Source organism: Pseudonocardia alaniniphila (genome assembly GCF_022524485.1).
Taxonomy (GTDB): Bacteria; Actinomycetota; Actinomycetes; order Mycobacteriales; family Pseudonocardiaceae; genus Pseudonocardia; species Pseudonocardia alaniniphila.
Window position 1 is genome coordinate 1 of sequence record NZ_JAKXMK010000055.1, and the last position, 26,746, is coordinate 26,746.

Here is a 26,746-nt window from a genome sequence, read left to right on the forward strand (position 1 = left end):
CACAACATCGCCCTGAGCCACTGACCCGAGACCGGCACCGCCACCAGCCTCAAGATCAGTTACGAGACATCGCTTAGGGTGGCAACAGTCAGCAAGCTGAAGCCAGTCATTACGTCGAGTCGCGGTGCTGAATGCACCCTCGATCCGGAGGAACAGCTCAGGAAGGGTTCGATGAAGTTCGCATTGTTCTCGCTGATAAAAAATGCCCTGGAGGCGGTCTCAAGCGCAGAATGGACCCCTCACGAGCGGTTTCGGCAGGTGATCGACGAGGCCGTGTTCGCCGAGCAGCTCGGGTTCGACGCGTACGGCGTGGGAGAACGGCACAGCGAACCGTATCTCTCGACGGCTCCGCCGGTGGTGCTCGCTGCGGTCGCCGAGCACACCCGGCGAATGAGGTTGCTCAGCACGGTCACCGTGATCAGCCTGCTTGACCCGGTGCGGGTGGCTGAGGACTACGCCACGCTCGACCAACTCAGCGGCGGCCGTCTGGAGCTCATGATCGGCAAGGGCAACGATGCGCGGGACTACCCCCTCTTCGGTTTGGATGCCGACCGCAGGTGGGAGTACCAGGAGGAGAAGTTCGTGCTGCTGCACCGGTTGCTGCGCGAATGCGACGTGACCTGGTCAGGGGAGTTCCGGCCGCCGCTGCAGGGGGTGACCGTCCTCCCTCGGCCCTTCAGGTCGTCGATACCGATCTGGCACGGCAGCAGCTCGAGCCCGGAGTCCACCGAGCTGGCCGCTCGCTTCGGCGACCCGTTGTTCACCGCCAACCTTTTCCATCCGAAGAAGCGCTATGCCGACCTGGTCGACCATTACCGCGAGCGCTGGGTAGCCCATGGGCGGGACCCGGCCGATGCGCTGGTGGGTTCTGGGGCGGACGGCATCTTCGTGGCGCCGACGTCGCAGGCCGCTGTCGAGGGGTACCGACCCTACTTCGACGCGAGGGCTCGGTCGGCGCTCCACCAGCGGCACGGATCGCCCTATCGGACGGTCGAGGAGATCATCGACGGCGGCTCGGCGCTGGTGGGCAGCCCGCAACAGGTGATCGACAAGATCGCCGACTACCACGCATCATTTCGGCACGAGCTGCTCGCGCTGTCCGTCGACGCGCTGAGTCTCGCCGACTCGCGCGCCGTGCTCGAGTTGTTCGCCGCCGAGGTGATGCCGGTAGTGCGGCGTGAACTGCCCTCGACCGTGTGGGACGACAATCGCTGTCCATCGTGCACATAAGGGCTGAGACTGTGCCGTTGCCGAACGGGCGGCGTGTAGCAGGCAATGTCACCTCGAGTGTCTTGATTTCCGGTGGGGGGCCGCCGCTGTTGACCTGCCGATCTGCCTTGATCGTGCTGCAACTGCCGGCGGGCATCCTCGACATCTGGCGACGCTCAAAGTTCGAGCACAGGGTTCAAGTTCACATGAGGGCTGGAAGGGCGTCGACTACGCCACGATGGAGAAGGAGCTCAACGAGTTCAGGTTTGGTGTCTTGCGCCAGAAATTCGCTTGATAAGTCGTAGGCTTGGATATGCCGCGAACTGGACGCCCTAAGGCCGAGTTGGTGTTGACCGTCGAGGAGCGTGCTCAGCTGGTGCGTTGGGCGCGATGGGCGAAGTCGGCGCAGGCGTTGGCGCTGCGCTCGAAGATTGTGTAGGCCTGCGCGGATAGGGCCGAGAACAAGGCGGTTGCGGCACAGTTGGGCCGCGCGGCGGCCACGGTCGGGAAATGGCGGGCCCGGTTCGTGGCCTCGCCACTCGATGGGCTGACCGACGAGGCCCGGCCGGGGCGTCCGGCCACGGTCACCGTCGACCAGGTCGAGGACGTGCTGGTCGCCACGCTGGAGTCCACGCCGGCCAATGCGACGCACTGGAGTCGGGCGAAGATGGCCGAACGGGTCGGGCTGAGTAAGAGGTCATTTCAGAATGACGTCGGCGTGTCCGCTGTGGACGGCAGATGATCTCCGCCAGGCTGCGGCAGGTGGTTGAAGGATCTTGTCCCGGACTCACCGTGGGAGCGAGTGGGGCCACTGCTGACGGCTGGCCCGCCGCGGCGCCACCGCTTCCCCGGCCGCAAGCCTGTCGACGACCGTGCCGCCCTGGCTGGCATCGTGTTCGTGCTCAAGACGGGCATTACCTGGAACGAGCTTCCGCGCGATCTCCTCAGCTGTTCCGGGGTCACGTGCTGGCGACGAGTGCGGGACTGGACCGAGGCCGGCGTCTGGCCTGTCCTGCATGAGCTCCTCCTCGCCGAACTCCGCGCAGCAGGGCAGCTCGACCTGGACCGATGCTCGGTGGACGCCTCACACGTGCACGCGCTCAAAGGGGGGACCACGTCGGCCCGTCCCCGGTCAACCGCCGCCATCCCGGCTCGAAACACCACTTGATCGTCGACTCTCACGGCATCCCGCTCGCAGTCACGCTGACCGGCGGCAACCGCCACGACGTCACCCAGCTTCTGCCACTACTGGGACGCCGTCCCGCCGATCCGCGGCCGGCCCCGACACAAACCGCGAGCGCTGTTCGCCGATCGCGGCTACGACTTCGACAAGTACCGTCGCCTGCTCCGAGAACGCGGCATCACCCCTCGTATCGCCCACCGAGGCGTCGCACACGGCTCCGGACTGGGAAAGATCCGCTTGGCTGTCAAACGCGGTTTCGCCTGGCTCCACGCGTTCAAGCGCTTGCGCACGCGCTACGAGCGCCGCCCGGACACCCACCTCGGCCTACTCCAACTCGCTTGCGCCCTGATCTGCCACCGCCGGCTCACGAGATCATTCTGAAACGAGCTCTAAGTCCACGATCGGCCGGATCTGGAAGGCGTTCGAGCTCAAGCCGCACCGGGACGACGGGTTCAAGCTGTCCAATGACCTGTTGTTCGTGGAGAAGGTCTACGACATCGCCGGGCTGTATCTGGACCCGCCTGAGGCCGCGGTCGTTCACCGCCACCGACTGCGGCGGTGACCCGCGCCAACTTACGAGCGAGGCGCCGGCCCCCATACGTCTAACCGCGTCGCTCACAAGCTGCCTGCTGCCACTTGCGTGATCAGTTCGCCGAAACTTTCGAAGCGGAATCCCTGACCATCTCGTTGCTGCGTTGCGTTCTCGGTGATCGCACCTCTCAGCCACGAGCGGCAGCTCGAGCGTCGGAAGCTGATTGACCGCGCGACGTTGGTCACCTCGGCGAACCGGGATCGTTGATGAATGCTCGCCGAATCGCGTTGATCAAATTCGATTCCCCTCCAGTCATCCCGGTAACTCGAGGGAGTGCCCCACTATCGGTACTAGTTACAACTTATCTCAAGTTGGGCGCATCACGCGGTTTGGAAACTACCCGCAACTCGACTGCTCTGGAGATTGAAATCGGATTCTCGAAGTGGATTTATTTAGCGCCCGTGTTCGAGCAGGCATACGGTCAGACGGCGTCGGCATCTCGACCCGAGGCTCAGACTCGTCAACTTCGTCAAACAATCGACAGCTGGACAGCTTAAAATTCTGACAGCATGACCAGCGTCCGTATCAGTAGTCTCGCTGTGGCGCAGACGCCTCGTCCCGTGACGAGCGCGCCGCGTACCAAGCAAGAACTGATCCAAGTTCTACGAGCGTTCATGGGTCTGTCGCTGCTGTTCACGAAGGAGGCTGGCGTGACGGGAGTCTCCCTGCTCGAGCCCGACCTTGTACGGGGCGCGCAGGCGGTGGCGCCCATCCGCGTCGACCGGTTCGGCCTCACCTTCCGCGTCGAGACCATGGCTTGTCCCTGGCTCACCCCGCCGAACTTTCCGGCGGCCCTGCGCGGCCCGGCGGAACTGCCCCGTAGCGATGAGAGAGTTCCATCGCAGGTCCGCGCAGGTGAGGGACTGCCTGCTCACCGGATGGCACGCACAGGGGCCGGTCTGGGCGTGGACGATGGCGACACGCGCCGATTCCACGACACGCTCGCACTCACCAAGCTTGGGGCAACGGTGCACCGACCACAGGTGCCGCCAAGTTTCAGCACTGCGGACGGCGTACCCCGCGTCGCCGAGGAATTCCACGTGCTCGACGGGCATTCGAGGGGTTCCGGTGACGGGGCCTAAGGCGCGTGTCCGGGAATCCTTGTGATCCCACATGGCACGTGACACGGCTCCCGTATTCCATTTACGGCCCCGAGGTGCCCAATGTTCATCCTGACTTCGGCCAACTTTGAGTGGTCGTCACAGTGGTGTCGAAACTGCGTTCCTGTCGGGCCGACCGAACCGGCAGTGTTTGATCTCAGCGCAGTCGCCGAGACCGTCGTCGCACGCGGTATCGAGATGCTCCTGTCACCTGGCGGCCAGGACGAGGGCGCGGCTCAACAAGTCAATTCTACGGGGGCGCTAGTTGACCACGACAATGGGGACGATTCGCATGTCACAACGACTTCACGGCAAGGTCGCTCTGGTTTCGGGCGCGGCGCGAGGGCAGGGCCGATCGCACGCGGTGCGGCTCGCGCAAGAGGGCGCCGACATCATCGCGTTCGACGTCTGCCGCCAGCTCGACACCGTGCCATACCCGATGGCGGTGCCGGAGGACCTCGCGGAGACAGTCAAGCTCGTGGAGGGGCTCGATCGCCGGATCATTGCGAGTGAGGCGGACGTACGCGACTCGGCGGCCCTACAAGCCCTTGTTGATGAGGGGGTGCGTGAGTTCGGCCGCCTGGACGTGGTGTGCGCCAACGCCGGGATCGCCGGGTTCGCCAAGAACACCTGGACGATGACCGAGGACCAGTGGGAGGAGATGATCGCGGTCAACCTCACCGGGGTGTGGAAGACCGTGAAGGCGGCGGTGCCGGCAATGATCCAGGCCGGCAACGGCGGCTCGATCATCATCACCAGCTCAACCGCGGGCCTCAAGGGTTTCCCCAGCGCGGCCCACTACGTGTCGGCCAAGCACGGCCTGGTCGGATTAATGCGCACACTCGTCAACGAGCTGGCCCCACACTTCATCCGCGTCAACACCGTGCACCCCACTGGCGTCAACACGCCGATGATCGTCAACGACTTCATGGCGAAGGTGCTGGCCCGCGGCGGCAGCTCGTTCAACCTACAGAATGCCCTGCCGGTGGAGATGGTCGAGCCGGTGGACATCTCAAACGCAATCATATCCCTCTCCTCCGAGGAGGGCCGCTATATCACAGGGGCGTCGCTGCCCGTGGATGCCGGATACCTCCAGCGGTGACCATCCCAACCGCGCGATACCCGCAGCACGAACAGGCCTTTCTGGGGATCCCGCGAGCACCGGGGACGCACGGCTACCTGGCGGCAGCCTAGAACGGCGGGTTGGCGCGTGTCGGTACATACACGTTGAGTCCGGTACGGAGTGGGAGGTAGCGCGGGGCACGTGGGTGCGCGACGGCCGCAGAGCACTAGCCCGCTGGGAGCGACCTCGACGTTTGCTTCCCTGGGAGACAAGTACGACCTTGTGCAGGAGTCGTTCGTGTCGGCGTTCGCGCGGCGAACTGAGGCGGGGCGCCAGGCATAGATGTCCAGCGGCAGTAGCAAACCTCACGCTGCCCGTAGCGCCCCGAGACCCAGCAGCACCGTGTGCTCGGCACCTTCCATGGAAATTATGGGACAGCCGCACCGAGTGGGCATGTAGTAGTCGGCCCAGCGTGTCGAGCCACTAGGTGGCGCTAACGGCAACCCGGCGATGTTTCCTGGACCACGCCGCCGGCGTGCTCGGATTCCGCTGGCCGGGGGCCTGAAGATCGCTTTCACCGGAGTCGCGCTCGACGCAGTGGTACCAGAATCGTGCGCGGCTCCCCGGTGCCCGCGGCATCGGCTCGAACTGCCCACCAACCCGTCCTCGAACCGCCCGGAGCCCGGGCCGGCGACTGCGGACGAGCATTCACGTGATCCGAGCCCTGCTCGCCGGCGATGTCGATCGGGCGGTGCGGACGCTGCGGTGCCCGGTGTCCGTTACTTGCTCTTGACTGACCTCACGGCCGATGGATAGTGTCCGTTCACAAAATTTGAGACAAGTTCATCATATGAAAAGCATGGCCAGTCAGCGCCCGATGGGTGGTGACCGCGGGCGTGCGGTCTGTCGTTGCCGGAGCGCCCTCACGTGTTCCCCGCCATCTCAACGACGAGCAGGGGCCATGGAGTCGGCGCACGTCGAATCGGTTGCGCACGAGCGTTCACTCATCTGCTTCGAGCATCAGTACTGGATCAGCGGAAGTCGCAGCGTCCAGATCCCTACACCGTTGTGGAGGTCTTCTCGTTGGCCAGGAACAGAACGCGTCTCGCCGCCGTCGTCATCGCGGCCGTGTCGGTGCTGGTCGTGTCGGCCTGTGGCCACTCCAGCAGCGCGGCAGGTGACAACCCCGGGACGGGCGCCGGTGGTGACGCGGCGTCGGCGGCGGACTTCCCGTCCCAGGACTTCGAATACGTCGTGCCGTACAACCCGGGCGGCTCCACCGACCCGGTCGGGCGGGAGTTCTCCCGGCTGTTGGCCGACGAACTGGGGACCCGGGCCACCGTGACGAACCGTCCCGGCGGGGACGAGACGATCGGCGTCGCCTCGGTCCTCGAAGCCGCTCCTGACGGTTACACGCTGGGTCTGACGTCGGCGAGCGGCATCATCGTGCAGCCCCTCGTCAACGACCAGCTGTCGTACAAGGAGCCAAGTGACTTCACGAGCGTCGTCAAGATGGTCGAGGCGCCGAACGCGCTCCTAGTCAAGGGCGACGGCCCGTTCCGGACGCTCGATGACTTCGTCCGGGCGGCGAAGGAGAAGCCGGGCCAGATCCGCGTCGGGACGACCGGCCGGCTCACCAACAACACCTTCGCGCTGCTCGCGCTGGAGAAGCAGGCCGGGATCGACCTGAACATCGTCCCGTTCAGCGGCGGCGCCGGTGAGGCCGTGCGCGCCACCCTCGGCGGCCAGGTCGAGGCGGCGATCCCGACGGCGGCGGCCCAGCTCGGGCTCGTCCAGGCCGGGGAGCTGCGCGCGCTCGCCCACACCGGCGACGCCGCCTACAACGCGTTCCTGCCAGGGGCAGTGCCCTTCAGCGACGCCGGCTTCGACGTCCCGTTCAGCTCCGACTACCTCACCGTCGCACCGAAGGGCCTTCCGCCCGCCGTCCGCGGCGAGCTCGTCGAGGCCGCCCTCACAGTCGCCAAGAGCGACGACTGGGCGAAGTGGTGCAAGGACAACGGCTATCTAGCCGACCCGATGGCGGGTCCCGAGCTCGACGCCTGGATCCAGGGCGCCATCGAGGACAGCCGGGCCGCGATCGTGCTGTCGGAGGGCTAGGTGCAGTTGCGATCGGCGATGCCCACCGACGCCCAGCGGCGCGGCCGTCTCCTCATCGGGACGGTCGGCCTCCTGGTGGCCATCGGATACACGTCCGAGTCGTTCCTCATACCGGCGGGCGGCCTCGCGCAGCCGGGACCGGGGCTGTTCCCGCGCGGGGTCGGCATCGCGTTCGCCGTCATCTCCATCATCGTGATGCTCGAGGCCGTCCTCAGCGAGAACGGGGCAGGTCCCATCGAGTTCCCCCGCGGGGAACAGCTCCGTCTCGTCCTGGTCTTCGCCGGCTGCACCCTCGCGTTCGCGCTGCTGCTGCCGATCCTCGGCCAGTACCTCGCCGCCACGCTCTATCTGATCGTGATGATCCGGGTGCTGAGCGAGCTTCCCTGGTGGCGGGTCGCGCTCTACGGCGCGGTGCTCGGGGTCGGTGTGTCGGCCTTCTTCATCGAGATGCTCCTGATCCGGCTACCGGAAGGCCTCTGGTGAGGCCCCCCGAGCTCGCGGAGCGTGGTGCGTGAACTCCATCGAGGGGCTGCTCTACGGCCTCGGTCTGGCGATCACCCCCCAACTGCTGCTCGCGGCGCTCGTCGGCGCGCTCGCCGGCACCCTGATCGGCGTCCTGCCCGGTCTCGGGCCGGTCGCCGGAGCAGCGCTCATCCTGCCGATCACGTTCAACTACGAGCCCGCCGTCGGGCTCATCATGATCGCCGGCATCTACCTCGGCGCCCAGTACGGCGGATCCACCACGTCGGTCCTGCTGAACATCCCCGGCGACGACTCGGCGATCGTGGCCACTTTTGACGGGCACGAGATGGCCAAGAAGGGCCGGGCGGGTGCCGCGCTGAGCATCATGGCGGTCGGCTCCTTCGTCGCAGGCACGGTCGGCCTCGTGCTGCTGGTAACCATGGCGCCGTTGCTGTCGGACGTCGCGCTCGACTTCGGTCCGGCCGAGTTCTTCGCCCTCACGGCGGGCGGCCTGATCGCGCTCTCGCGCATCGCGGGCGGCAGCCTCGCCACCGGCCTATTCCCGATGATCATCGGTGTGACGCTGGGGACGGTCGGCCGTGAGGAGGCCACCAGCTACAACCGGTTCACCTTCGGGGTGGCCGATCTGTCGCTCGGCCTGTCGCTGGTCTCGGTGGCCGTCGGCCTGTACGGCCTGTCCGAGCTCCTGTTCATGCTCGAGGACCCCGACCGGGAGCGGAAGCCGATGCGCGTCATGCTCCGCGAGCTCCTGCCGACGCGCGAGGAGTGGCGGCGGGCGTGGGCCCCGTGGGGCCGCGGGTCGGTCATCGGTTTCATCTTCGGGCTGTTGCCGGTGCCCTCGGCGACCCTGTCGACGTTCACCTCCTACCGGATCGAGAAGGCGGTCTCGAAGAACCGCCACGAGATCGGCAAGGGTGCGGTGGAAGGCATCGCCGGGCCGGAGGCGTCCAACAACTCCGCGGCGATCGGGAGCCTCGTCCCGGTGCTTGTGCTGGGCCTGCCTTTCTCCGCGACGCTCGCCCTGATGGTCTCGGCCATGGTCGTGCAGGGCATCCAGCCCGGCCCGTTGCTCATCACCCAGCACCCGGAGATCTTCTGGTCCGTGGTCGCGGCGATGTACGTCGCGAACCTGATGCTGCTCATCCTCAACCTGCCGATGGTTGGCATGTGGGTGCGGGTGCTGCGGACGCCGCGCTACGTGCTGATCCCGCTCATCATCGTGATCGCGATGATCGGCGCGTTCAGCTACCAGAACAACCTGATCGACATCTACATCGTCCTGGGTGCCGGGGTGCTCGGCTACGTGCTGCGCAAACTCGGGTTCAGCCTGGCCTCGATGCTGGTGGGGCTGGTGCTCGGCCCGCTGATCGAGAAGTACCTCCTGCAGGGCCTGTACCTCGGTTCGGGTGACCCCCTGTACTTCGTCTCCACGCCCATCGCCGCCGTGATGTGGGCGCTCGTCGTGATCGTCGTGGTCGGCGGCGCCCTCGTCCCCACGATCCGTCGCCTGCGAAACCGGAAGGTGGAGGTCCCGTTCTGAGGACCGGCACCGCGGAGGGACCGGCCCCCGCCACGCCGGACGTACGCTCGACGAGCTGGCCGACCGACCGAACGAGGAGCGCAGTCGACCACTCTCGACTCTCGATGTCACTCGGCGACGCGATGTTCACACAACGGTCGATCCGTCGGTTCCGGCCCGATCCGTCCCGGTCGCCGACCTCGAGCTGATCATGGCGGGGCTGTAGTGCGGCGTCCCAACGCTCAGCTCAGCTTCCCGACGGCGATGATGTCGGTGCCGCGGACGGCGACCGCCCCGTCGCGGATGATGCGCCTGCGCTCGTCCATCGTCGCGACCGCGCCCGCGGCGACCATGAGGTCGACGTCCTCGACCGAGCGGTCCCGCCCTCCGCCGATCGCGGGTCCGCGCTCTCCCGTTTCCTCAGTGTGGTCCTCGGAACCGTCAGCAGGACGGTTCCGCACCTCGATGTGCACGATCGGTGAACCCTTCTGGACGCTGAGCGGAGGTGGCGCGAGCTCGGGCCCGTCGCGACCGCACCACCGCCAGGATGATCTCCACGGTCCGTAGCAGCCATAGCCCCTCAGGGTCATCTTCCGGTGGGGAACGAGGTGGGTGCGTACGGTGCGGTGTCCACACCCGGACCAGCGGGTGCTCGAGGTCGTCCTCGCACACGGATGAGCAGCATGGGCGGCGGCGATCGCGGGGTGGTCTTGCCGGCAGCCGCGGACGAACGCGGGCCGCCGGGCGCCGATGCCCGCACGTGCGGTCACCACGTTGCCTATCCGCCTGCTCTTGCCCTGCACCGCATCTACGGCTGCAAGAACGAACGCAGCATCGCGGTCAGCTCCTGAGGCTTCTCCTTCGTGACCCAGTGGCCCGACCCTCGAAGCACTTGGCCGTCGACGTTCACCGCGTACTGCCGCCACTGATCGGCGATCTTCGTTCCCAGCGAGGCCTCCCCGCCGATCGCGAGGATGGGCATCGGCAACTTTCCCTCCGCCCGGAACTTCTCGTTCTGCCGGACGTCCTCGCGAAGCTCGCGATACATGCTCAGCCAGGCGGCCGTACGGCCCGGTTGCCTCAGGTACTGAGCGTAGAAGTCGTAGTCGGCTACGCTGAAAGCCGACTTGTTGCCGAGGAACTGCCCGATGAAGTCTTCGACGAAGGGTCGCTCGCGGCCTGCAATGAGGTGCTCCGCCAGCGGCTCCTGGAACATTCCGAAGTGCCACACCGAGGGCGTGCTCGGGTCGGCCTCGATGGCGGGGAAGTTGTACAGGCTGTCGTCGGGAATCGGAGCTTCCATGACGGCCATGCGGCGGACCTCCAAGGGCCACTGGGCGCCATAGGCATAGGCCACCCACAGGCCGATGTCATGCCCTACGACCTGGACACCATTGTGCAGCTCGAGCTGCTTCAGCAGCTCGCGTACGTCCTGTGCCATCTGCGCGGTCTGGTAGCCGTCCTGGGTGACCTCTGAGTTGCCGACTCCACGCAGATCGACGGCGATCACGGTGTGCTCCTCGGACAGTGGGCCGAGCTGATCTCTCCATTCACTCCAGGTCTCCGGGAAGCCATGAATCAACACGACGGGTGGGCCGGTGCCGCCCCGTACGTAGTGCATCCGGAACCCGTTGACGTTCGCGTACTCCGAAGCGAAGCCCGGCGGCGGTTCCACCTGTGAGTTCGGAGACGGCGATTGCGACGGTGCCGCGGCCACACTGTGATCGGGACTTCCACTCCAAGCGCCTGCGCTCGTGGCCGTGCCCACCAGGAGAGCCATCGACGCGAGGATGAGAGCGATGATCCTGTAGGACTTCACTACTGGAATTCTTTTCATTCGGCTACCTCAGCTCGATTCGATACTGGATGTCGTGGTCCGTGATTCAGGCCGTCACTCCTCCGTCGACGACCAGGTCGTGGCCCACAGCGAAACCGGACTCGTCGGAGGCGAGCCAGAGCACCGCAGAAACCACCTCGTCGAGCGAGCCGACCCGCCCGAGCGGTACCGAGTCCGCAAGCCGGGCCGCCCGATCGTCGGGCGTCTCGCCCGGAGAAAGGGACATGGTGGTGTCGGACGCTCCTGGGCTGACCGCGTTGATACGGATACCGTCGCCGATGTACTCCCGGGCGGTGTTACGGGACAGGGCGCTCACCGCCGCCTTGGCTGCGACATAGGGACCGACGCCGGGCGCGCGGCGATGCGCACCAATGTTCGAGGCTACGTTGACAATTGATCCGCCCCGGCCGCGCATCCGCTCAATCTCATGCTTCATCGGGAGAAAGACGCCGGTGAGGTTGGCGCCGATGATGCGTTGCCAACTCGGCTCGTCGACGTCTGCCAGCGGCGCGACGGTACCGAGGACACCGGCCGCGTTGACCGCGACGTCCAGTGCGCCGAAACGGCGGACGGCCGCGGTTACCACGGCTCGCACGTCGTCCTCGACAGTCACGTCGCCAGCCATTGCTGCGACCGTCCCGCCCTCGTCTGCGATCGACTTGGCCGTCTGCTCGAGTGCTGCGAGGTCGCGCCCGGTCACGTATACCGCGGCGCCTTCCCGCGCTAGCGCCTGGGCAGTGGCCCGCCCGATTCCAGAGCTGCCGCCGGTGATGAGCGCGACCTTGCCGGTGAAGCGATGCGACATGTAAATCCTCCTATTGCGGTTGCCGAAAAGAAGTCATTCATGGAACGGGGCGGCCACGGGGGCTGCACGTGACAGCGCCACGGCGGCGATCACGGCGCCGATCACCATGACTGCTCCCCACACGGCGAAGGCCAGGCCCTGACCGGCCACGGCGGCCTCTGCGGGGTTGGTGTGGCCCAGGAGCGCGGTGCTGCGGGCACCAGAGATCGAGACGAGAACGGCGAGGCCGATCACCGGGCCCGTCTCCATGGCCAGGTTGACCACCCCTCCGGCCAGACCTGCGTCGGATGTGTCCACGCCCCGCACGGCGGCGACCGTGGCGCCGGCGAACGAGAGGCTTGCACCCGCGGGCACGAGCACCAGCCCGATCAACGGCAACCCGATGTACGGAGCGTCGAGATCCACTCGGCTGAGCACGAGTAGTCCGAGTCCAGTGAACGCCGCGCCGACCGGCAGGACTTTCCCTGCGCCCCACCGGCCGAGCAGCCGGCCCACGCGCGCTCCGACCAGGACGAGGACCAGGCCGATCGGGAGGAACGCTGCCGTGGTGCTCAGCGGGGAGTACCCACGCAACTGTTGCAGATACAGCGAGAAGAAGTAGAACACCGCAGTCGTAGAGGCGGAGGTGGCCAGAATCAGCACCAGGCCGGCCATCTGCGCCGGCGACGAGAACATCGGCCATCGCACCAACGGCCGCGGCGACCAGATCTCGTGAGCCGAGAATCCGACCAGCGCAATGACGCCGACCGCCAGCGCGAGGAGAACCTGCGGTGCCGTCCAGGAATGCTCGGGGGCCTGTACGAGACCGTAGGTCAGCCCGCCGATGCCGACGAGTGTCAGCACCGTGCCAGGCAGGCCCAGCCTTGCGGCCTGGGTCGGCGGGACATCGTTCGGCAGAAGCCTCGGAACCAACGCCGCCACACCTGCCATGACGAGAGCCGATCCCACGAACATCCACCGCCACGACCCGAAACCCGAGGTCAGGCCACCGACCAGCGTGCCGGCGGTGGCGCCGAAGGCCGCGAGAGTGCCCCAGAGCGCCACCGCGGCCGAACGGCGCGCCGGCTGCGGGAAGATCGTTTCGACGAGGGCGAGCGCGGTCGGCGCAGCCAGCGCCGCACCGGCACCCTCGACCAGCCGGCCGACCAGCAGCACAACCAGATTGGGCGACGCGGCTACCACCAGGCTGCCGAGGATGAACACGCCCAGGGCGATCAGCAAGCAACGTCGTCGCGGGAGTTGGTCGGCGAGATTGCCTCCGAGTAGCAACAACCCACTGAAGGACAGGCCATACGCACAATTGAGCAGTGCCAGGTCTCCGGCCGACAGGGCGAAGTCGCGTTGGAGGGACGGCGACGCCACCGCGAGCATGGTGATCGCCGCAATCAGCGTGATCTGGACGACACCGAGAAGCGGGAAGGCTCCCTTTCGGGACTGACCGATCAAGGCTGACCCTCGTGATCGGAGAATCGGACGGTGAATAGCGGCATAGGGTCGAACGGTGTCGGCGCGGTGGTCCTCACCCATAATGCGCATCCCCTGACGGAGCACGACGCGGAATCGCGCGAGCCGGCGTGGATTCACCCCTGCCGCCCGTTCCCCCCTCCACCTCCCAGCTACTCACCCTGACCGCGGTGGCCGGAATGCCGGACGAGCCTCGAGTAGCGACTGGCCCTCGCTGGTGCAGCGCTATCGGTCGCATCGACACCGCCGCGCCGGGTTCTTCCCCGTAGCCGCGGCGGCCAGGTCGAACGTCGATCAACGTCGTCCTCCGCCTTTTCGTCGTGCCGGATCTTTCGGAAACGGCCGTTACAGTATGCGGCCGCCCGCGAGGGCGCAACACGCGGGCCAAACATTTCGTAGACCTGCGGACATCAAGTCGGAGATGACATATCTCAACGAGTCAGTGCTTTGTCTTATTTCTTCCCGTTCTCCCGATCCTGCCGTCGTGATCGGTCGATCTCTTGGACGCGATCGGAGCAGGTGAGAACCCGTCGGATTGCCGACTGGACGAAGGTTCACTCCCCGTCATGTCGTTCATGAGTCAGAAGTCATCCGGTTCCCCGGGCGGGCTCACCGTCACGTCAGGCGGACTGTCGATTCGGGTCTCGAAGATCGGCCGCTTCACAGGGCGGCGACGGCACCCCGGATGGCCTGACCGACCAGCTCGCGGTCCCGGGTCGCGCGAGCCACGAGGGACAACCCCTCGGTGACCACCAGTAACATGCTCGCCAGGGCATCCGTGTCCGCATCGGCGTCGAGCGCACCCTGCGTCTGGGCCATCAGCAAGAGATCCCGCAGCCGTGTCCTGACGCCGCCGAACGAACCCGAGACGAGTCGCTGCACCTCCACGTCGTGCGCGGCCACCTCGACGGTGGCATTGCCGGCGAAGCATCCGCGAGGCCGGTCCGTATCGAGGTCCGCCTCGGCCACTTGCCACAGCAGCTCCATCACCTGGTCGCGCAGGGGCCGCACGTCGGACGTACCGGACTCCGGCTCGCCGAAGCGGCCGGGCCCGGGCAACGTCCGGGAGTAACGTTCCAGGGCCCGTCGGTAGAGGCCTACCTTGCTGCCGAATGTGCCGTACAGGCTGGACCTGTTGATGCCCAGCTCTCGCTCAAGGATGGGCGTGGTAGCTCCTTCGTATCCATACGACCAAAAGGTCTGCATCGCCCGTTCGAGTACGTCGTCCGGGTCGAAGGCCTTGGTCCGCGCCACGAGGGGAACGCTACCAGTAATGGAAACGATCATTTCAACTCGCGTAGTCGGGTTGGGTTTCCGGTCGTGGCCACCAGTGAGGACGGCGCCCCGGTCAGTTGACCAGTGACCTCACCGTATGTGGGCAACGGTGCAGGACATGGCCAAGTCGAACGTTGATGAACGTCGTGGTCGTCCTTCTCGCCGCGCCGGAGCTTTCGGAAACGAGCGTTACGGTATGTCGTCGCTCGGCGAATGCGCAACCCGCAGGACAAACGTTCACGCCCGCCCGCCGCATAGGAGACGACAGGCGCCGCTGCGGGAGGATGACGGCTGATGAATGGGCCTGCGTATGCACGTCCGAACTGTCAGCCCCCGAGCCTGGCGACCCTCAACGATCTTGAGGAGTGGCGGCACGCGATCGTCGCGTCGACGGCCGTCCAGCCCGGGAACGGCGGCAGCGGAGCGCCGGTGCGCATGCACGGGCAGAGTTGCGCCGTCGAGCGCACTGCCGCTCGATGAAGACTGACCCGACTGCTGGGCGGATGGGCAGGAGACCACCGAACACGGCGGCCCGGGCGTGGCCGGCGTGATCACCCCGGGACCGTCTGGCACGACCCGCTACGAGTGAGAGGGTCGAGGCCGTCCGGTCGAGGTCACGACGTTGCTGGCGGCACTGGTGAGACGCCCGGAGACGGCCCTACGCCTGACTCATGACCCAGCGACCGCCGAGCGCACGGATGGCCCCCGGTCGGGCCGTGTCTGGGCCGTCCGGTCCGTCTGTGGGTCGTGGATAGTCGCTCAACAACGAGGAGCGACGGTGACCGGCGAAAGGTGTCCCGCCGGTCAGCCTCGCTCTCAGCGCCTGTACCAGGCAGCCGACTTGGTCTCCGAGAAGATCTTGTCGATCTCCCGGGCTGGAGCGCCGGGCCCCTGCAGCTTGGCAACGGGCCGTGACGATCGAACGAGGGTTGCTCTCCCTCCTCACTCGCTGCAGGCCGCGCGCGCACAATCGTCGCCCACGTTCCTACGTGCTGCGTTCCCGGCCGACGACGCTCCGTTGCTGCTCGGCTGATCCTTAGGTCAGCTCGTCGGAGCGGCCGGCTTCGATGCGGGACCACTGGGCGATGGGGCGTCCGTTCGTACGCCAGTGGTGCTGGCCGTGCTCTTCACTCCAGGGCTGGGGCCAACCGTCGGGGGAGTCCTCCCACGTCTCCTGGCGTCCGTAGACGGTCATGTCCAGCAGCCCGTGGGTGGGGGCCATGATCTCGACGCCGCGACCGCCGGTGTAGTAGGTCTCGAACACCCGCTCGCCGTCGCGGATGTAGTAAACGAGATGGTGGCGCTGCCAGTCGCGACCCTCCAGGAGTTGCGCCGCCGTCCTCTCGACCGAGTACCACGGCATGTCCAGGCCCAGGAAGTCCCGGTAGCGGACGCTTTCCTCGTACGGGCCCTTGCAGAGCGTGGCGTACGTGGCGTCGCGGGAGTGGATGTAGGACAGCTCGCGGACCTGGCTGTTAAAGAAGGTGCAGCCCTCGCATTGCTCCGCGGCGGGTTGGCTGGGCCACCAGGCGTGGAAGTACGCGATGAGCTGCTTCCGGCCTTCGAAGACGTCGAGGATCGTGGTCGGTCCGTCAGGACCGATGACCTCGATGGTGGCGTCGACCTCGACCATCGGCAGCCGCCGCCGCGCCGCCGCGATCGCGTCCCCTTCGCGGGTGTGCGCCTTCTCCCGTGCGAACAGTGCTTCCCGCGCCTCCTGCCAGGTCTTTCTGTCCACCACAGGCGGGAGGGCCGGCCTGGGCGCTTGCTCGTCCACGATCGCCTCCTGCGTTCATTGCGCTATTGCCCACCGACGAACGGGGCTATACGGGATTCGACATCGGGCGGCTCACGTTTTCATGTGCCATGGCTGGTGCGGCCATGACAGCATGGCTGGCTCGACTTGTCGATGTCCGCGGTCGCCGCCGAACTCGTCGACGGAACGGTCGAAATCACGCTCGCCGTAGGGCGTGCGCAGGTACAAGGATGGACAACGTGCTCAGCAACCTCTGTGCCGTACACGTCCCGTGATCTTGAAGTTCACTCGGCCGAACCATCGGCCGTCGGTAGGGCGCCGGGCGTCGATGTCGCATTACGTGCTGCCGGGTCCTGCCTGGGGACACCGCGTGATCGACTCTCGCGCCACCCGGTCGGTGTGACCTGTCGCGAACGAAGTCACCGTGGTCGGCGCTGCTCATGCCGATCAGGCGTTGGTATGTGCTGGCCTTGGCGCTCATCTGCCATGAGCGGGTGCCGGTCGGGCACATCCCGACGCGGGGATACGTGACGTGCGCGGCGACGCTGCAGCTCCCCATGCGGTCGCCCGCTGACCCAGCCAACTGGTGTCACGCGCCTATCGTGTCGCAGGGAACAAAGGGGATGCCGGACGCACGCAGCTCGCCGGCCTGCTCTGCAGGCGTCAGCCCTGTGGGGCCTCTATCGGCCCTAGGGGCGCGCAGATATGCGGGTTTTCGATAGATCTCCACGTTGTCTCAACAGCTCGGTCAGGCACGTTGACGGCCTCCGCGGTTGGCCTGAAAGTGGATGACGTGAGTCTCCCGCGCCTGCGGGTCCTACGCTCTAATTTATGTCATAGCGCGTGAACATGACCCCGCTTTCTCGGTGGATTCATGGAAAGTGATGAGGTTCTGGTAGCCTGAGCATCGGCGCCCTTGCGGTCGGGTGTGGAGCGAACGCGAGGGTTGCGTTGTTCGAGTCTTCATCCCGCCGCTGCGATCGATCGTGATCACGGTGTCGAAAGGAGAGAATTGCATGAAATCGGACCATAAGATGAGGCTTGCAGCCTACTATAATCCGACCGGCCATCACGTGGCGTCGTGGCGGCATCCGCGGGCAGAAGCTGATGCTCCGACCAATATCAAACATTATGTGGACATCGCACGAACGGCCGAGCGTGCGAAGTTCGACTTGATATTCCTCGCCGATGGCAATGCGATGCGCGAGGCGAACATGGAGGCGCTCTGCCGCTCCGTCCAGTTTGTCGCCCATTTCGAGCCGCTGACGCTGCTCTCGGCCCTGGCGATGGTGACGGAGAAAATCGGTCTCGTCGCCACCGCCTCGACCAGTTGGAACGCGCCTTACCACATCGCGCGTAAATTCGCCTCTCTGGACCATATCAGTGGCGGCCGCGCCGGTTGGAACATCGTGACCTCTCAGCAGGATGCGGAAGCGCGGAATTTCAGCCAAGAACATGCTTACGAGCACGCCGACCGCTACGATCGCGCCCGCGAGGTCGTCAAAATCGTGCTGGGATTATGGGACAGCTGGGACGACGACGCCTTCGTCTGCAACAAAGACTCCGGAATCTATTTCGATCCCACGAAGGTCCATATTCTCAATCACAAGTCGGAGCGCTATCGGGTCCGGGGTCCGCTCAATGTGCCGCGGCCGCTTCAGGGCTATCCGCTGCTAGTGCAGGCAGGCGGCTCGAATGACGGGCGGGAAACCGCCGCTCAATTCGCCGAGGCAACTTTCAGTCCGCACCTCAATATCTCGGATGCGAAAGAGTACTATGATGACGTGAAGCGTCGGATGGTGAAATATGGTCGCGATCCTGAGCATATGAAGATCCTTCCAGGACTGAGTGTCATCGTTCGGTCGACGGAGAAAGAAGCCAACGCTGACTTCGAACTCCTCCAGTCATTCATCCATCCGATGGTCGCGCGTGAGATCTTGTCGACGATGTTGGGCGAGATCGACCTATCTGGCTATTCCTTCGACGAGCCGCTCCCTGATCTTCCTGATAATGACAGCGGCCACTACGTCAGCATTCTCGCGATGGCGCGGAAGGAGAACCTGACGATCCGCCAGCTGGGTATGCGCGTTGCGGGCGCCCGCGGCAAGAACGTCATCAAGGGTACTCCGGACCAGGTTGTCGACTACATGGAGGAATGGTTCCTGAAGGGCGCCTGCGATGGCTTCACGATCATGCCGCCATACATCCCCGGCGCCCTTGACGACTTCTGCGAGCTCGTCGTGCCCGAGCTGCAGCGGCGCGGCCTCTTCCGCACGGAGTACGAGGGGCGAACGCTGCGCGAGCATCTCGGCATCCCCCGCCCGGCGAGCCAGTACGCATCCCGGCGAAGCCGGGCCGCGGAATAAGGGTCAGCCCGCGGAGGACGAAGCACCGCGCCTGGTCACGCGACGGAGGCCAACGAATCCATCGCCGACGACCACGTCCGCGTCCTGGGACTCGCGCATGTGGGCCGTCAGGAGCGCGGCGTGGGCGCGGCGATCGGGATTGCCGGTTGCCAGCACGTTTTCGATCAGTGCGATCGCCCGTGCTGTGCGACGCCGACAGTCCCGTCTACCTGGCGGTGGCCTGGGTCCGGCCGTACCAGTACGCGGTGCTGGAGTAGTCGGCCGACACGTCGTCCACCGGTCCGTGCTCGATGCCGAAGGTGATGGTGTTGTGGAACGGCACCGCCTCGGCCAGCCACAGCCGGAAAGCCGAGGTGCAGTCGGTGTTCGCGGCACAGCCGGTGGGCGGGGTGAGGTGCGCGGTGTTGCCGTGCAACGGCGTGTTGTACGTGCCGCGGTTGAAGTACCAGCCGCTTTCGTAGTAGTCCTCGGTTCCGGTGCCGTGGATCTGCGGCGACTGCGAGCCGTCGGTGTAGACCCGCTCGTCACCTTCGAGGTGGTCGCGGGCAACCGGACCTTGCATGTCCACGGTGTCCCCGACGAACTTGCCTGTTCCGGTAGCCGTCAGATACGGCCAGTCCCGCTTCGGCGTGGTGGAACCGGCGTGCGAGCTGGTCCGGAAGTAACCGATGCGGCCGGCGGCCAGCTCCGCGGCCAGCCGGGCATCGGGTGCCTGGCTCACCTGCGCCTGCGCCCCGGACATCGCGATCGAGGATCCGTTGAACAGCGTGACGGTGGCGCCCCGCAGGTAGGGCATCGGCCACCAGGCTGAATACCAGCCGCCCGGTCGGACGTCCATGCCGAACATCAGCGAGGCCACCGGCTGCACCCCGAAACCGCTGCCGAAGAACTCGCCGACCGGCGAGTCGACCATGGTCTGCCCGTCGACGCGGATCCGCAGCCGCACGCCCTGCAACAGCTGCTGCGCGGTGTGCAGGTCGGCCAGTTGCGCGGCGCTCAGCGGCTCCTGGTGGGTGCGCACGCCCGACCAGGTCTGGCCGGCGATCAGGTAGGCGTGCGCAGTCTCGTCGGCCGCGTTGCCGACGTCGACCTCGTCGGTGGGCCGCGATGTCCCCTTGACCACGCTGTCTACCCGGTAGTGAAACTCTGTGAAGCCCCCGTCGAAGGACGCGAATGTGTTCTTGATGGTGATCTGCGACCTGCCGGCGGTCACGCTCGCCGGTAAGCGGACCGACTGCTCGGCCCAGTCGCCGGTGACCGGGGCGGCCGGGGCGATCGCAGCGGGCCAGTGCGCCCTGCCGGCGCGCTGTGCCAGTTCGGCCGCGGAAACCCCGTTGGCTGCCCAACTGGCCACCACGGTCGAGTCCACCGACACGGTGGCCACCTGGTTGGCGATGCCCGGGTCGACTCGCCTGGTGAGCACGACCCCGTTGTTGTTCGGGTCGATCTTGACGGTGAACGTGCTGGAACCGCCCTTGCCGAAGGCCCGGCCGTCGTCGGTCACCGTCCTCGGCAGGACGTGATGTGCCTGTGGCAGTCGCAGCCGGACCGCGGTCAGCTCGCCCGGACCGCGTGCGGTGCCGATGGTCTGGGTGGCGCCGGGCGCCAGCCCGACCGCGGTCGTGCTGGTGGTCGCGGCGGGCAGCGGTGGTTTCGGGTCGCGGGTACCGGCTGCGCGCAGCAGTGCCAGCACGTCGGTCGCCCGGTCGCTCGGGTCGAATGTGGACACTGCGCTCGCGTCCGCGAACGTCCGGTAGGTGACGTGGTAGTAGAAAGACGAGCTGTCCGTTGTGATCAACATGTGAGACGTGAACGGCATCGGCACCGCGATGTAGACCCCACCCGAGCTCTGGTCGGCGTTGGCCACCAGCGGGTACACGAACGGCGCGCCCAGCTTGCCGTTCACAACATCCTGTAGCGGTGCGTGCATGATCTGCCGGCCGTCCAGGGTGATCGTGATGTTGCCGACGCCGGCCACGTTGCCGCCGGCCCAGGTGAACCAGATCGCATCCACCTCCCCCGGGCCGGAGTGCTCCGCGACGACGCACTGGGTAGCCCGGGTGCGCAGCCGCGGCGACGTGGTGCTGTCGAATCGCACCGGCTCGGCGCCAGTGTCGATCAGCCGCAGGCACTGGTTGGGGTTGGACCACCAGTCGGTGTTACCGCCGGTGCGGTCGGAACTGGAGAACTGGCTGGTGCGCACGCCGGTGGTCAGTTCCGGTAGCCGGTCCAATCGCCGGTAGATGTCCCAGCCGACCGGACCCTTGTCCGGCGCCGCCGTCGGGTGCGCCGATGGCTGGGCGGCGGCAGGCATGGCCGCCATGGTTCCGGTGACGATCGCGATGACTAGCGCTAACAGTACGATCAGGTCCCGGTGGACGCGAAGCATGAGCCGCTCCATGGGGTGGGGATAACCATGGCGAGCTTTCCACCGATGGCCATGGGACGCCAGTAACGGGGAGGTGTCGCGCCGTTCTATTCGACGTCCAGCAATCCGCGGATCCACGTACCTTTACATGCGAGTAGGACCATTCTCTCAACCAGTAACTGGCGGACTATAGCCATTGCCTCGTTATAAACGCGGCAACATGACGCGGTGAACGGGCGCTGTGGGCGCGCTGGAACCTGTGCCCGCAGGTGGCAGGGAGCCGCGGAGGTAGCAAATGGCCAGTCATCCGGGTGAGCCAGACGCCGTTGCTGCGAGTGCCGGCTGCACGGTCATGTACCCCAGTCGCAGGCGCGAGGGGATCCGGCTTCGGCTACCCCGCCCACGGAGCCAGACCGGCAGCAAGCAGCCCGCCATGCCGATGTCGCCCTGCGCGCGATCGGGCAGCCGAACTCGATTGCCTATGAGTTCGACGCAGTCAGGGGGCGGCGTCGTTTCGCTGAGGATGTCCGTGCGGGACGTGAGCGCGTGCTGGAGCGATCGTTGCTGGAGCGGATCTGGAGCCAACATGGGCCGCGAACTGCGTCCGGTCGTGCCGAAGTGGTCGTGGCGGCCGCGTTGCTGAACGCCCCGGTCTTGGATTCGCGTGCCTACTCGCTGCCACGCCACCTCAGCGGAGCGGCGAGTCTATTGGCCTCGGCCGGTCCCCACGAGCGGGGGACGTACGACTGGACCGGTGGGCGAGCCCGTAGCAGTGGGTCCACCACCCGCCACGCCTGTCGCAGCGCTTCCGAGCTGGGGAACGCGTCCTGGTCACCGCGTAGGACGTCGAGCATCAGCCAGGCATAGGCCGGTAACGGTGGCGCGCCCGTCGCGCGTGGGACGTCGAACGCCAGGCGGGTGGCGGCTGCCGCGTCGACGTCCGAGCGCTGGCCCACTCGGACATCCAGCCAGACCTGACCATCGCCCAGCAGCGCGAGGGTGACCGTCTCCGGCGGTCGGTTGCTCCACCCCTTGCCATCCGGCTCCTTCAGCACGAGCGTGACGTTCTGCTGGGCTTCGGCGAGCTGCTTGCCGGTCCGCAGAACGAACGGCACGCCGCGCCATCGGTCCGTGTCTACCCACAGTCGGGCGGCGGCGTAGGTCTCCGTGGTGGAGTCAGCGGGCACGTCGGGCAGGTCGCGGTAGCCCGCGGCCTGCCCGAGCACCACGTCGGCCGGGTCGATCGGGCGGATGGCAGCAAGCGCTGCCTCGCGGGCCTTCTGAAGTCCGGCCATGTCGTCGGGCGGCTCCAGTACGACCTCGGCCAGTACCTGCATCAGGTGGGTGGCGAGCATGTCGAGCACGGCGCCCGTTGCGTCGTAGAACCCGGCGCGCACAGCCACGTCGAGCGTCTCGCACACCTCGATCTGCACCTGCTCGACGTGCTCGCGGCTCCACAGATGTCCGATGACACGGCTGGCGGCGCGGATCCCGGTCAGCACCCGGATGGGCGCCTTGGCCAGGAAGTGGTCGATCCTGAACACCTGGCACTCGTCGAATGTTGCGCGGACGAGCCCGTCGAGCGCCTCGAACGTCTCCGGGGACGTCCCGTACGGCTTCTCGAAGACCACGCGCGCCCCGTCGGCGAGGCCGTGCGCTGCGATCGCGCGTGCCGTCTCGGCGAACGCGGCAGGCGGGATGCCGAGGTAGTGCACGACGATCGGGTCCCCGCCGATGTCCGCGCGCGCTGCCCGCACCGCGGCGGGCAGCTCACCCGGGTCGGCCACGGTGAACCCGCCGCCGGCGAACCGCAGGCCATCCAGGAGCGATGCCGTTCGGGCCGGGTCGCCGGGCGGGCCGAACTCGCGCAGCGCCTCCTCCGCGATGTCGCGAAACCGACCGTCACTCATCCGGCCGCGCCCGCAGCCGACCAGCCGCCACCGCGACGGCAGCAGGCCTTGGTGCGCGAGCGAGGCCAGCGCCGGCAGCACCCAGCGCTTCGCGACGTCTCCGGTTGCACCGTGGATGACGAGCACAGCCGGCTCGGCGGCACCGACGAGCGTTGAGAGCCCCACATCACTGACCCTAGCTCAAATGTTGGGTATCAAACATGTTGGTGCTACCGTCAGATCGTCCCGCCGCGGGAACCGGCGGCGGACCACACGTGCCGGTCGGCGACCGCGAGGAGGCGGACGAGCTTGTCCCTGGTGGCCCCGGCGACCGACGGCGCGATCCTGTGCATCGGCGCCGCGTCGATGGACACCGTTGCCGTCGTCGATCGAATGGTCGGAGCCGACGAGCGGGTGGTGGCTGAGACGATCGTGCACGCGGGCGGCGGCCCGGCGGCCACTGCCGCAGTGGCCATCGCGCGCTGGGGTGTCCCCGTCGAGCTCGCCGCCGCCGTCGGCGACGACGACGCCGGTCGTGCCGTGCTCGACGGACTCGAGGCGGAGGGCGTCGGCGTCCGGCACGTCGAACGCAGGCGCGGCGAGACCACCGCGCAGAGCGTCGTCCTGGTGAGCCGGGACACGGCTAGCAGGGCATTGCTGACCCGGCCCGGTCCGACACTGCGGGAGCTTCCCGCCGGGTACGACTGGGTGCACTGCGACCAGGCCGGATACCCTGCCGCGCAGGCCGGCCGGGCGCGTGCGGGCCGGCTCAGCCTCGACGACGGCAACGCCGTGGCCGGGTTCGTCCCAGCCGGCGTCGATCTCTACGTGCCCACCGCGGAGGTCCTCCTGCGGCGCTTCGGCGCGGCGGGCGACGGCGGCGTGCTGGCGCTCCTGGACGCGGCACGGGCTGCGACCGTTGAGGGTGTGGGCGCCGTCGTGGTCACTCGCGGGGGAGAGGGGGCCGTGGCGCTCGACCCGGCAGGCGATGAGCTGGTCGTCCCGGCCGTCGACGTGCCCGTCGAGAGCACTCTCGGTGCGGGCGACGTCTTCCACGGAGCGATGCTCGCCGCGCTCGCGCTCGGCCACGGGTTTGCCGGGTCCGTTCGGCTCGCCGTGGTCTGCGCCGGTCTGTCCTGCCGGGGCCTGGACGGGCGCAGCGCCATCCCCGGCCTGGCGGAGACCCTTCGGCTGACGACCACGACGACCACCACCTCCGCCGGCAGACCGGCGACCGTTCCGGCGACCCAGAAAGGCCGTCCATGACCGCGGACTCCACCACCGGGCCGTCCCTGGACCCGCTGACCGACCGCCGTGGCGGGTTCTCCATGGTCGCCCTCGACCAGCGGGAGTCGTTGCGGGCGATGATGGCGCCCGTCATGAGCGGGCCGGTCGGCGACGAGTCGCTGGTGGAGTTCAAGACGCTGGCCACGGCGATCCTCAGCCCGCGCGCCTCGGCGGTGCTGCTGGATCGCGCGTACGGGCTGCCGGCCGCTGCGGCCAGGGCACCGGGCTGCGGGCTCGTCCTGGCCGCGGACGTGCTGCAACAGGAGCCGGGCGGCCCGGTCGTCGGGGCCACACTCGACGAGGGCGTGACCGCCGAGCTCGCAGCGCAGCTGCGCCCGGACGCGCTGAAGATGCTGGTGCCCTGGACGCCCGCTACCCGGTCCGGCGCGGTGGACCTCGCCGAACGGTTCATGCGCCTCTGCCGCACGCTGGGGCTGCCTGGCATCGTTGAGGGCGTGGTGCGCCCGCCCGATATCTCGTCTTGGTCCGATGCCGACCGTGATGCGGCGATCGTGCGTGCAGCCGAGGACCTCGCCGTGGTCGGCCCGACCCTCTACAAAGCCGAGGTGCCCGGGTACGGCGCGAGCCCGGCCGAGGCCATCACCGCCACCGCCCGCCGGATCACCGAGGTCCTCGACTGTCCGTGGGTCGTGCTCTCCTCCGGTGTCGCGGCGGAGCGCTTCGCCGCGGCCGTGCAGGCCTGCCGGCAGGGTGGCGCGTCCGGGTTCCTCGCCGGTCGGGCTGTGTGGGCCGACGCGGTCACCGCGCCGGACCCCGCCGAGTTCCTGCGCACCGAGTCGCTGCGGCGGCTGGACGCGCTCGACGCCGTGGGGGTGAGCACGCCATGAGCCGCGGCCTGACCTACGGGTTCGCTCAGAGCCGCCGGGACCGGCTGCTCACGCTCCTGCAGGAGCAGGGGTTCTGCGCCACCACCGAACTCGTGCGCTATCTCGGCGTGTCCGACATGACCGTGCGCCGCGACGTGCAGAAGCTCGCCGACGAGGGCCTCGTCCGCATCGTGCACGGCGGGGTCAGCGTGCTGCCGCCGGGCGCGCTGCAGGGCAGCGGCCGGTTCGACGAGCGGTCCACGCGCATGGCAGCCGCGAAGCGGGCCGCCGGTCGGCTGGCGGCGTCCCGGGTGCGTCCGGGCGACAACCTCGCCCTCGACGCCGGCACCACCACGCTCGAGGTCGCAAAGGCCCTGCCGACGTTCTCCGCGCTGACGGTCGCGACGCACTCCGCCACCGCGATCGCGGAGCTGATGGAGCGTGACGACGTCACGGTGATCGGGCTCGGCGGCGTGCTGCACCACGAGACGCGCTCGTTCGCCGGCACGAGTGTGCTGCGGGCCATCAAGGAGCTGCAGGTCGGCACCCTGTACCTGGCAGCGAGCGGGGTCGGCCCGCGCGGTGTCTTCTGCGCCAACGACTTCGACGCCGTCACCAAGCGGGCGCTGATCGAGGTGGCCCGCGAGGTCGTGCTGGTCGTCGACTCCAGCAAGTTCGACATGCAGGCGCCGATGGTGCGGGTGTGCGGGCTCGACGCCGTGGGCTCGGTCGTCGTCGACGACGGGATCCATGACGAGTCGCGGCAGATGCTGGAACGCAAAGGTGTGACGCTCGAGGTGGCGCAGGTTCCGGCGACCCGCGGCTGACCAGGACGAGGGACGGGTGGGCGTGTTCCGCGGAACACGCCCACCCGCGTTCTACGGGTAGACCGCGGGTGCGTCGTGCACCCGCGCACAGGCCGTCGTCAGCACCGAGAGCAGGTCGCCGCCTGCCACCGTGAACGAGTCCTCGTCGCTGATGGCGAGCGGAGCGCCGAACACGACGACCGGGGCGCCGACTCCCGGGCAGCTCACCGCTTGCTCCATGCTCAGTCCGCCGACGGCCTGGACGGGCACCGTGGTGGCGGCGACAACTTCGGGCAGGTCGGTCATCGGGTTGAGGCCTCGGTGCTTGCTGCGGTGGTCGTGCCCGGTGTGGTGGATGACCATGCCGACGCCGAGGCCCTCGAGGCGGGCGCACTCGGCCACCTGGTCGGAGGCGCCGAGGTCGTCGGCCATGACGAGCAGGTCGTGTTCCTCGGCGGCCGCACACACCCGCTCGACGGTCGCGTCGTACGCGCGGCCCATGACGACCACCGCGTCCGCGCCGGCGTCGGCGGCCAGCGCGACCTCACCGTAGCCGCCGTCCATGATCTTCATGTCGGCGACGATCGGGTGATCGGGGAACTCCTTGCGCAACGCCCGGATGGCGGGCATGCCCTGGGAGAGGATCAATGGGGTGCCCGCCTCCAGCCAGTCTGCGCCGGCCTCGACGGCGACGGCGCCCATCCGCAGCGCCTCCTCGACGGAGGTGAGGTCGAGCGACACCTGCACGATGCCGTGGGTGATCCCGGCGCGGGTGAGGCCCCGGATGGACGTGGACATG

At 67.5% G+C, this 26,746-nt stretch carries 20 protein-coding genes and 1 pseudogene; 12 read left to right on the forward strand and 9 right to left on the reverse strand.

Annotation, left to right across the window (positions count from 1 at the left end):
• The first annotated feature begins 171 nt into the window (after window positions 1–171).
• The 8 genes and pseudogenes from MMF94_RS40735 to MMF94_RS40775 all read left to right on the forward strand — a co-directional run bounded on the left by MMF94_RS40735 (window position 172) and on the right by MMF94_RS40775 (window position 9,288).
• Complete coding sequence (locus MMF94_RS40735; RefSeq protein WP_241042854.1) at window positions 172–1,230, forward strand: LLM class flavin-dependent oxidoreductase; 1,059 nt, start codon at window positions 172–174, stop codon at window positions 1,228–1,230.
• Window positions 1,231–1,690: 460 nt separating this feature from the next.
• Window positions 1,691–1,951 carry a helix-turn-helix domain-containing protein gene (locus MMF94_RS40740; RefSeq protein WP_241042855.1) on the forward strand — a complete coding sequence of 87 codons (261 nt, stop codon included), beginning with the start codon at window positions 1,691–1,693 and terminating at the stop codon, window positions 1,949–1,951.
• A 24-nt stretch (window positions 1,952–1,975) separates the two neighbouring features.
• Window positions 1,976–2,773: pseudogene (locus MMF94_RS40745) on the forward strand (IS5 family transposase).
• Window positions 2,774–3,493: 720 nt separating this feature from the next.
• On the forward strand, window positions 3,494–4,066 hold the full coding sequence (locus MMF94_RS40755) for a hypothetical protein (RefSeq protein WP_241042856.1): 573 nt from the start codon (window positions 3,494–3,496) through the stop codon (window positions 4,064–4,066).
• Between the two features lie 283 nt (window positions 4,067–4,349).
• Entirely contained in the window at window positions 4,350–5,186 is an 837-nt protein-coding gene (locus tag MMF94_RS40760) for a mycofactocin-coupled SDR family oxidoreductase (protein ID WP_338104435.1), read from the forward strand.
• A gap of 1,044 nt (window positions 5,187–6,230) precedes the next feature.
• Window positions 6,231–7,265, forward strand: coding sequence for a Bug family tripartite tricarboxylate transporter substrate binding protein (locus tag MMF94_RS40765; protein WP_241042857.1), 1,035 nt, complete (start codon window positions 6,231–6,233; stop codon window positions 7,263–7,265).
• A complete protein-coding gene (locus tag MMF94_RS40770; protein WP_241042858.1) occupies window positions 7,266–7,748 on the forward strand; it encodes a tripartite tricarboxylate transporter TctB family protein in 483 nt (160 codons plus the stop codon).
• Window positions 7,749–7,776: 28 nt separating this feature from the next.
• The gene (locus MMF94_RS40775) at window positions 7,777–9,288 is read left to right on the forward strand and encodes a tripartite tricarboxylate transporter permease (RefSeq protein ID WP_241042859.1); all 1,512 of its coding nucleotides are present in this window, start codon (window positions 7,777–7,779) and stop codon (window positions 9,286–9,288) included.
• 221 nt (window positions 9,289–9,509) lie between these two features.
• On the opposite strand, the gene MMF94_RS40780 is transcribed toward MMF94_RS40775, so the two are convergent.
• From MMF94_RS40780 to MMF94_RS40805, 6 genes are all read right to left on the reverse strand, one after another.
• Window positions 9,510–9,740: a hypothetical protein gene (locus MMF94_RS40780; protein WP_241042860.1), complete on the reverse strand. Its 231-nt coding sequence runs from the start codon at window positions 9,738–9,740 to the stop codon at window positions 9,510–9,512.
• A 335-nt stretch (window positions 9,741–10,075) separates the two neighbouring features.
• Window positions 10,076–11,104, reverse strand: a complete 1,029-nt coding sequence (locus tag MMF94_RS40785; RefSeq protein WP_338104436.1) for an alpha/beta fold hydrolase — start codon at window positions 11,102–11,104, stop codon at window positions 10,076–10,078.
• A gap of 46 nt (window positions 11,105–11,150) precedes the next feature.
• Window positions 11,151–11,909 carry an SDR family NAD(P)-dependent oxidoreductase gene (locus tag MMF94_RS40790; protein ID WP_241042861.1) on the reverse strand — a complete coding sequence of 253 codons (759 nt, stop codon included), beginning with the start codon at window positions 11,907–11,909 and terminating at the stop codon, window positions 11,151–11,153.
• A gap of 33 nt (window positions 11,910–11,942) precedes the next feature.
• Window positions 11,943–13,355, reverse strand: coding sequence for an MFS transporter (locus MMF94_RS40795; RefSeq protein WP_241042862.1), 1,413 nt, complete (start codon window positions 13,353–13,355; stop codon window positions 11,943–11,945).
• A 678-nt stretch (window positions 13,356–14,033) separates the two neighbouring features.
• Window positions 14,034–14,627: a TetR/AcrR family transcriptional regulator gene (locus MMF94_RS40800; protein ID WP_241042863.1), complete on the reverse strand. Its 594-nt coding sequence runs from the start codon at window positions 14,625–14,627 to the stop codon at window positions 14,034–14,036.
• Between the two features lie 1,057 nt (window positions 14,628–15,684).
• A complete protein-coding gene (locus MMF94_RS40805) occupies window positions 15,685–16,425 on the reverse strand; it encodes a DUF899 family protein (protein ID WP_241042864.1) in 741 nt (246 codons plus the stop codon).
• Between the two features lie 995 nt (window positions 16,426–17,420).
• Between MMF94_RS40805 and MMF94_RS40810 the strand changes: the two genes are divergently transcribed.
• Window positions 17,421–18,770: an LLM class flavin-dependent oxidoreductase gene (locus MMF94_RS40810; protein ID WP_241042865.1), complete on the forward strand. Its 1,350-nt coding sequence runs from the start codon at window positions 17,421–17,423 to the stop codon at window positions 18,768–18,770.
• A 205-nt stretch (window positions 18,771–18,975) separates the two neighbouring features.
• Here MMF94_RS40810 and MMF94_RS40815 read toward each other — a convergent pair whose 3' ends face one another.
• On the reverse strand, window positions 18,976–21,084 hold the full coding sequence (locus tag MMF94_RS40815; protein WP_241042866.1) for a glycoside hydrolase family 172 protein: 2,109 nt from the start codon (window positions 21,082–21,084) through the stop codon (window positions 18,976–18,978).
• A gap of 722 nt (window positions 21,085–21,806) precedes the next feature.
• A complete protein-coding gene (locus MMF94_RS40820; protein WP_241042867.1) occupies window positions 21,807–23,213 on the reverse strand; it encodes a glucose-6-phosphate dehydrogenase in 1,407 nt (468 codons plus the stop codon).
• A gap of 132 nt (window positions 23,214–23,345) precedes the next feature.
• On the opposite strand from MMF94_RS40820, the gene MMF94_RS40825 reads away from it, so the two are divergent.
• Genes MMF94_RS40825 through MMF94_RS40835 form a run of 3 tightly spaced genes read left to right on the forward strand, consistent with a single transcriptional unit; the run spans window position 23,346 to window position 25,968 of the window.
• Window positions 23,346–24,293 carry a carbohydrate kinase family protein gene (locus MMF94_RS40825; RefSeq protein WP_241042882.1) on the forward strand — a complete coding sequence of 316 codons (948 nt, stop codon included), beginning with the start codon at window positions 23,346–23,348 and terminating at the stop codon, window positions 24,291–24,293.
• Complete coding sequence (locus MMF94_RS40830) at window positions 24,290–25,162, forward strand: hypothetical protein (RefSeq protein WP_241042868.1); 873 nt, start codon at window positions 24,290–24,292, stop codon at window positions 25,160–25,162. Before MMF94_RS40825 ends, MMF94_RS40830 begins: the two co-directional genes overlap by 4 nt.
• Window positions 25,159–25,968, forward strand: a complete 810-nt coding sequence (locus MMF94_RS40835) for a DeoR/GlpR family DNA-binding transcription regulator (protein WP_241042869.1) — start codon at window positions 25,159–25,161, stop codon at window positions 25,966–25,968. Before MMF94_RS40830 ends, MMF94_RS40835 begins: the two co-directional genes overlap by 4 nt.
• Window positions 25,969–26,019: 51 nt before the next feature.
• On the opposite strand, the gene MMF94_RS40840 is transcribed toward MMF94_RS40835, so the two are convergent.
• Window positions 26,020–26,745 carry an orotidine 5'-phosphate decarboxylase / HUMPS family protein gene (locus tag MMF94_RS40840; RefSeq protein WP_241042870.1) on the reverse strand — a complete coding sequence of 242 codons (726 nt, stop codon included), beginning with the start codon at window positions 26,743–26,745 and terminating at the stop codon, window positions 26,020–26,022.
• Window position 26,746: the final 1 nt, after the last annotated feature.

Excerpts from the sequence above, each read along its gene's own strand:
- MMF94_RS40785 (WP_338104436.1), bottom strand. The coding sequence starts at position 11,104 with ATGAAAAGAATTCCAGTAGTGAAGTCCTACAGGATCATCGCTCTCATC.
- MMF94_RS40830 (WP_241042868.1), top strand. The coding sequence starts at position 24,290 with ATGACCGCGGACTCCACCACCGGGCCGTCCCTGGACCCGCTGACCGAC.
- MMF94_RS40790 (WP_241042861.1), bottom strand. The coding sequence starts at position 11,909 with ATGTCGCATCGCTTCACCGGCAAGGTCGCGCTCATCACCGGCGGCAGC.
- MMF94_RS40735 (WP_241042854.1), top strand. The coding sequence starts at position 172 with ATGAAGTTCGCATTGTTCTCGCTGATAAAAAATGCCCTGGAGGCGGTC.
- MMF94_RS40810 (WP_241042865.1), top strand. The coding sequence starts at position 17,421 with ATGAAATCGGACCATAAGATGAGGCTTGCAGCCTACTATAATCCGACC.
- MMF94_RS40840 (WP_241042870.1), bottom strand. The coding sequence starts at position 26,745 with ATGTCCACGTCCATCCGGGGCCTCACCCGCGCCGGGATCACCCACGGC.
- MMF94_RS40815 (WP_241042866.1), bottom strand. The coding sequence starts at position 21,084 with ATGCCTGCCGCCGCCCAGCCATCGGCGCACCCGACGGCGGCGCCGGAC.
- MMF94_RS40835 (WP_241042869.1), top strand. The coding sequence starts at position 25,159 with ATGAGCCGCGGCCTGACCTACGGGTTCGCTCAGAGCCGCCGGGACCGG.
- MMF94_RS40755 (WP_241042856.1), top strand. The coding sequence starts at position 3,494 with ATGACCAGCGTCCGTATCAGTAGTCTCGCTGTGGCGCAGACGCCTCGT.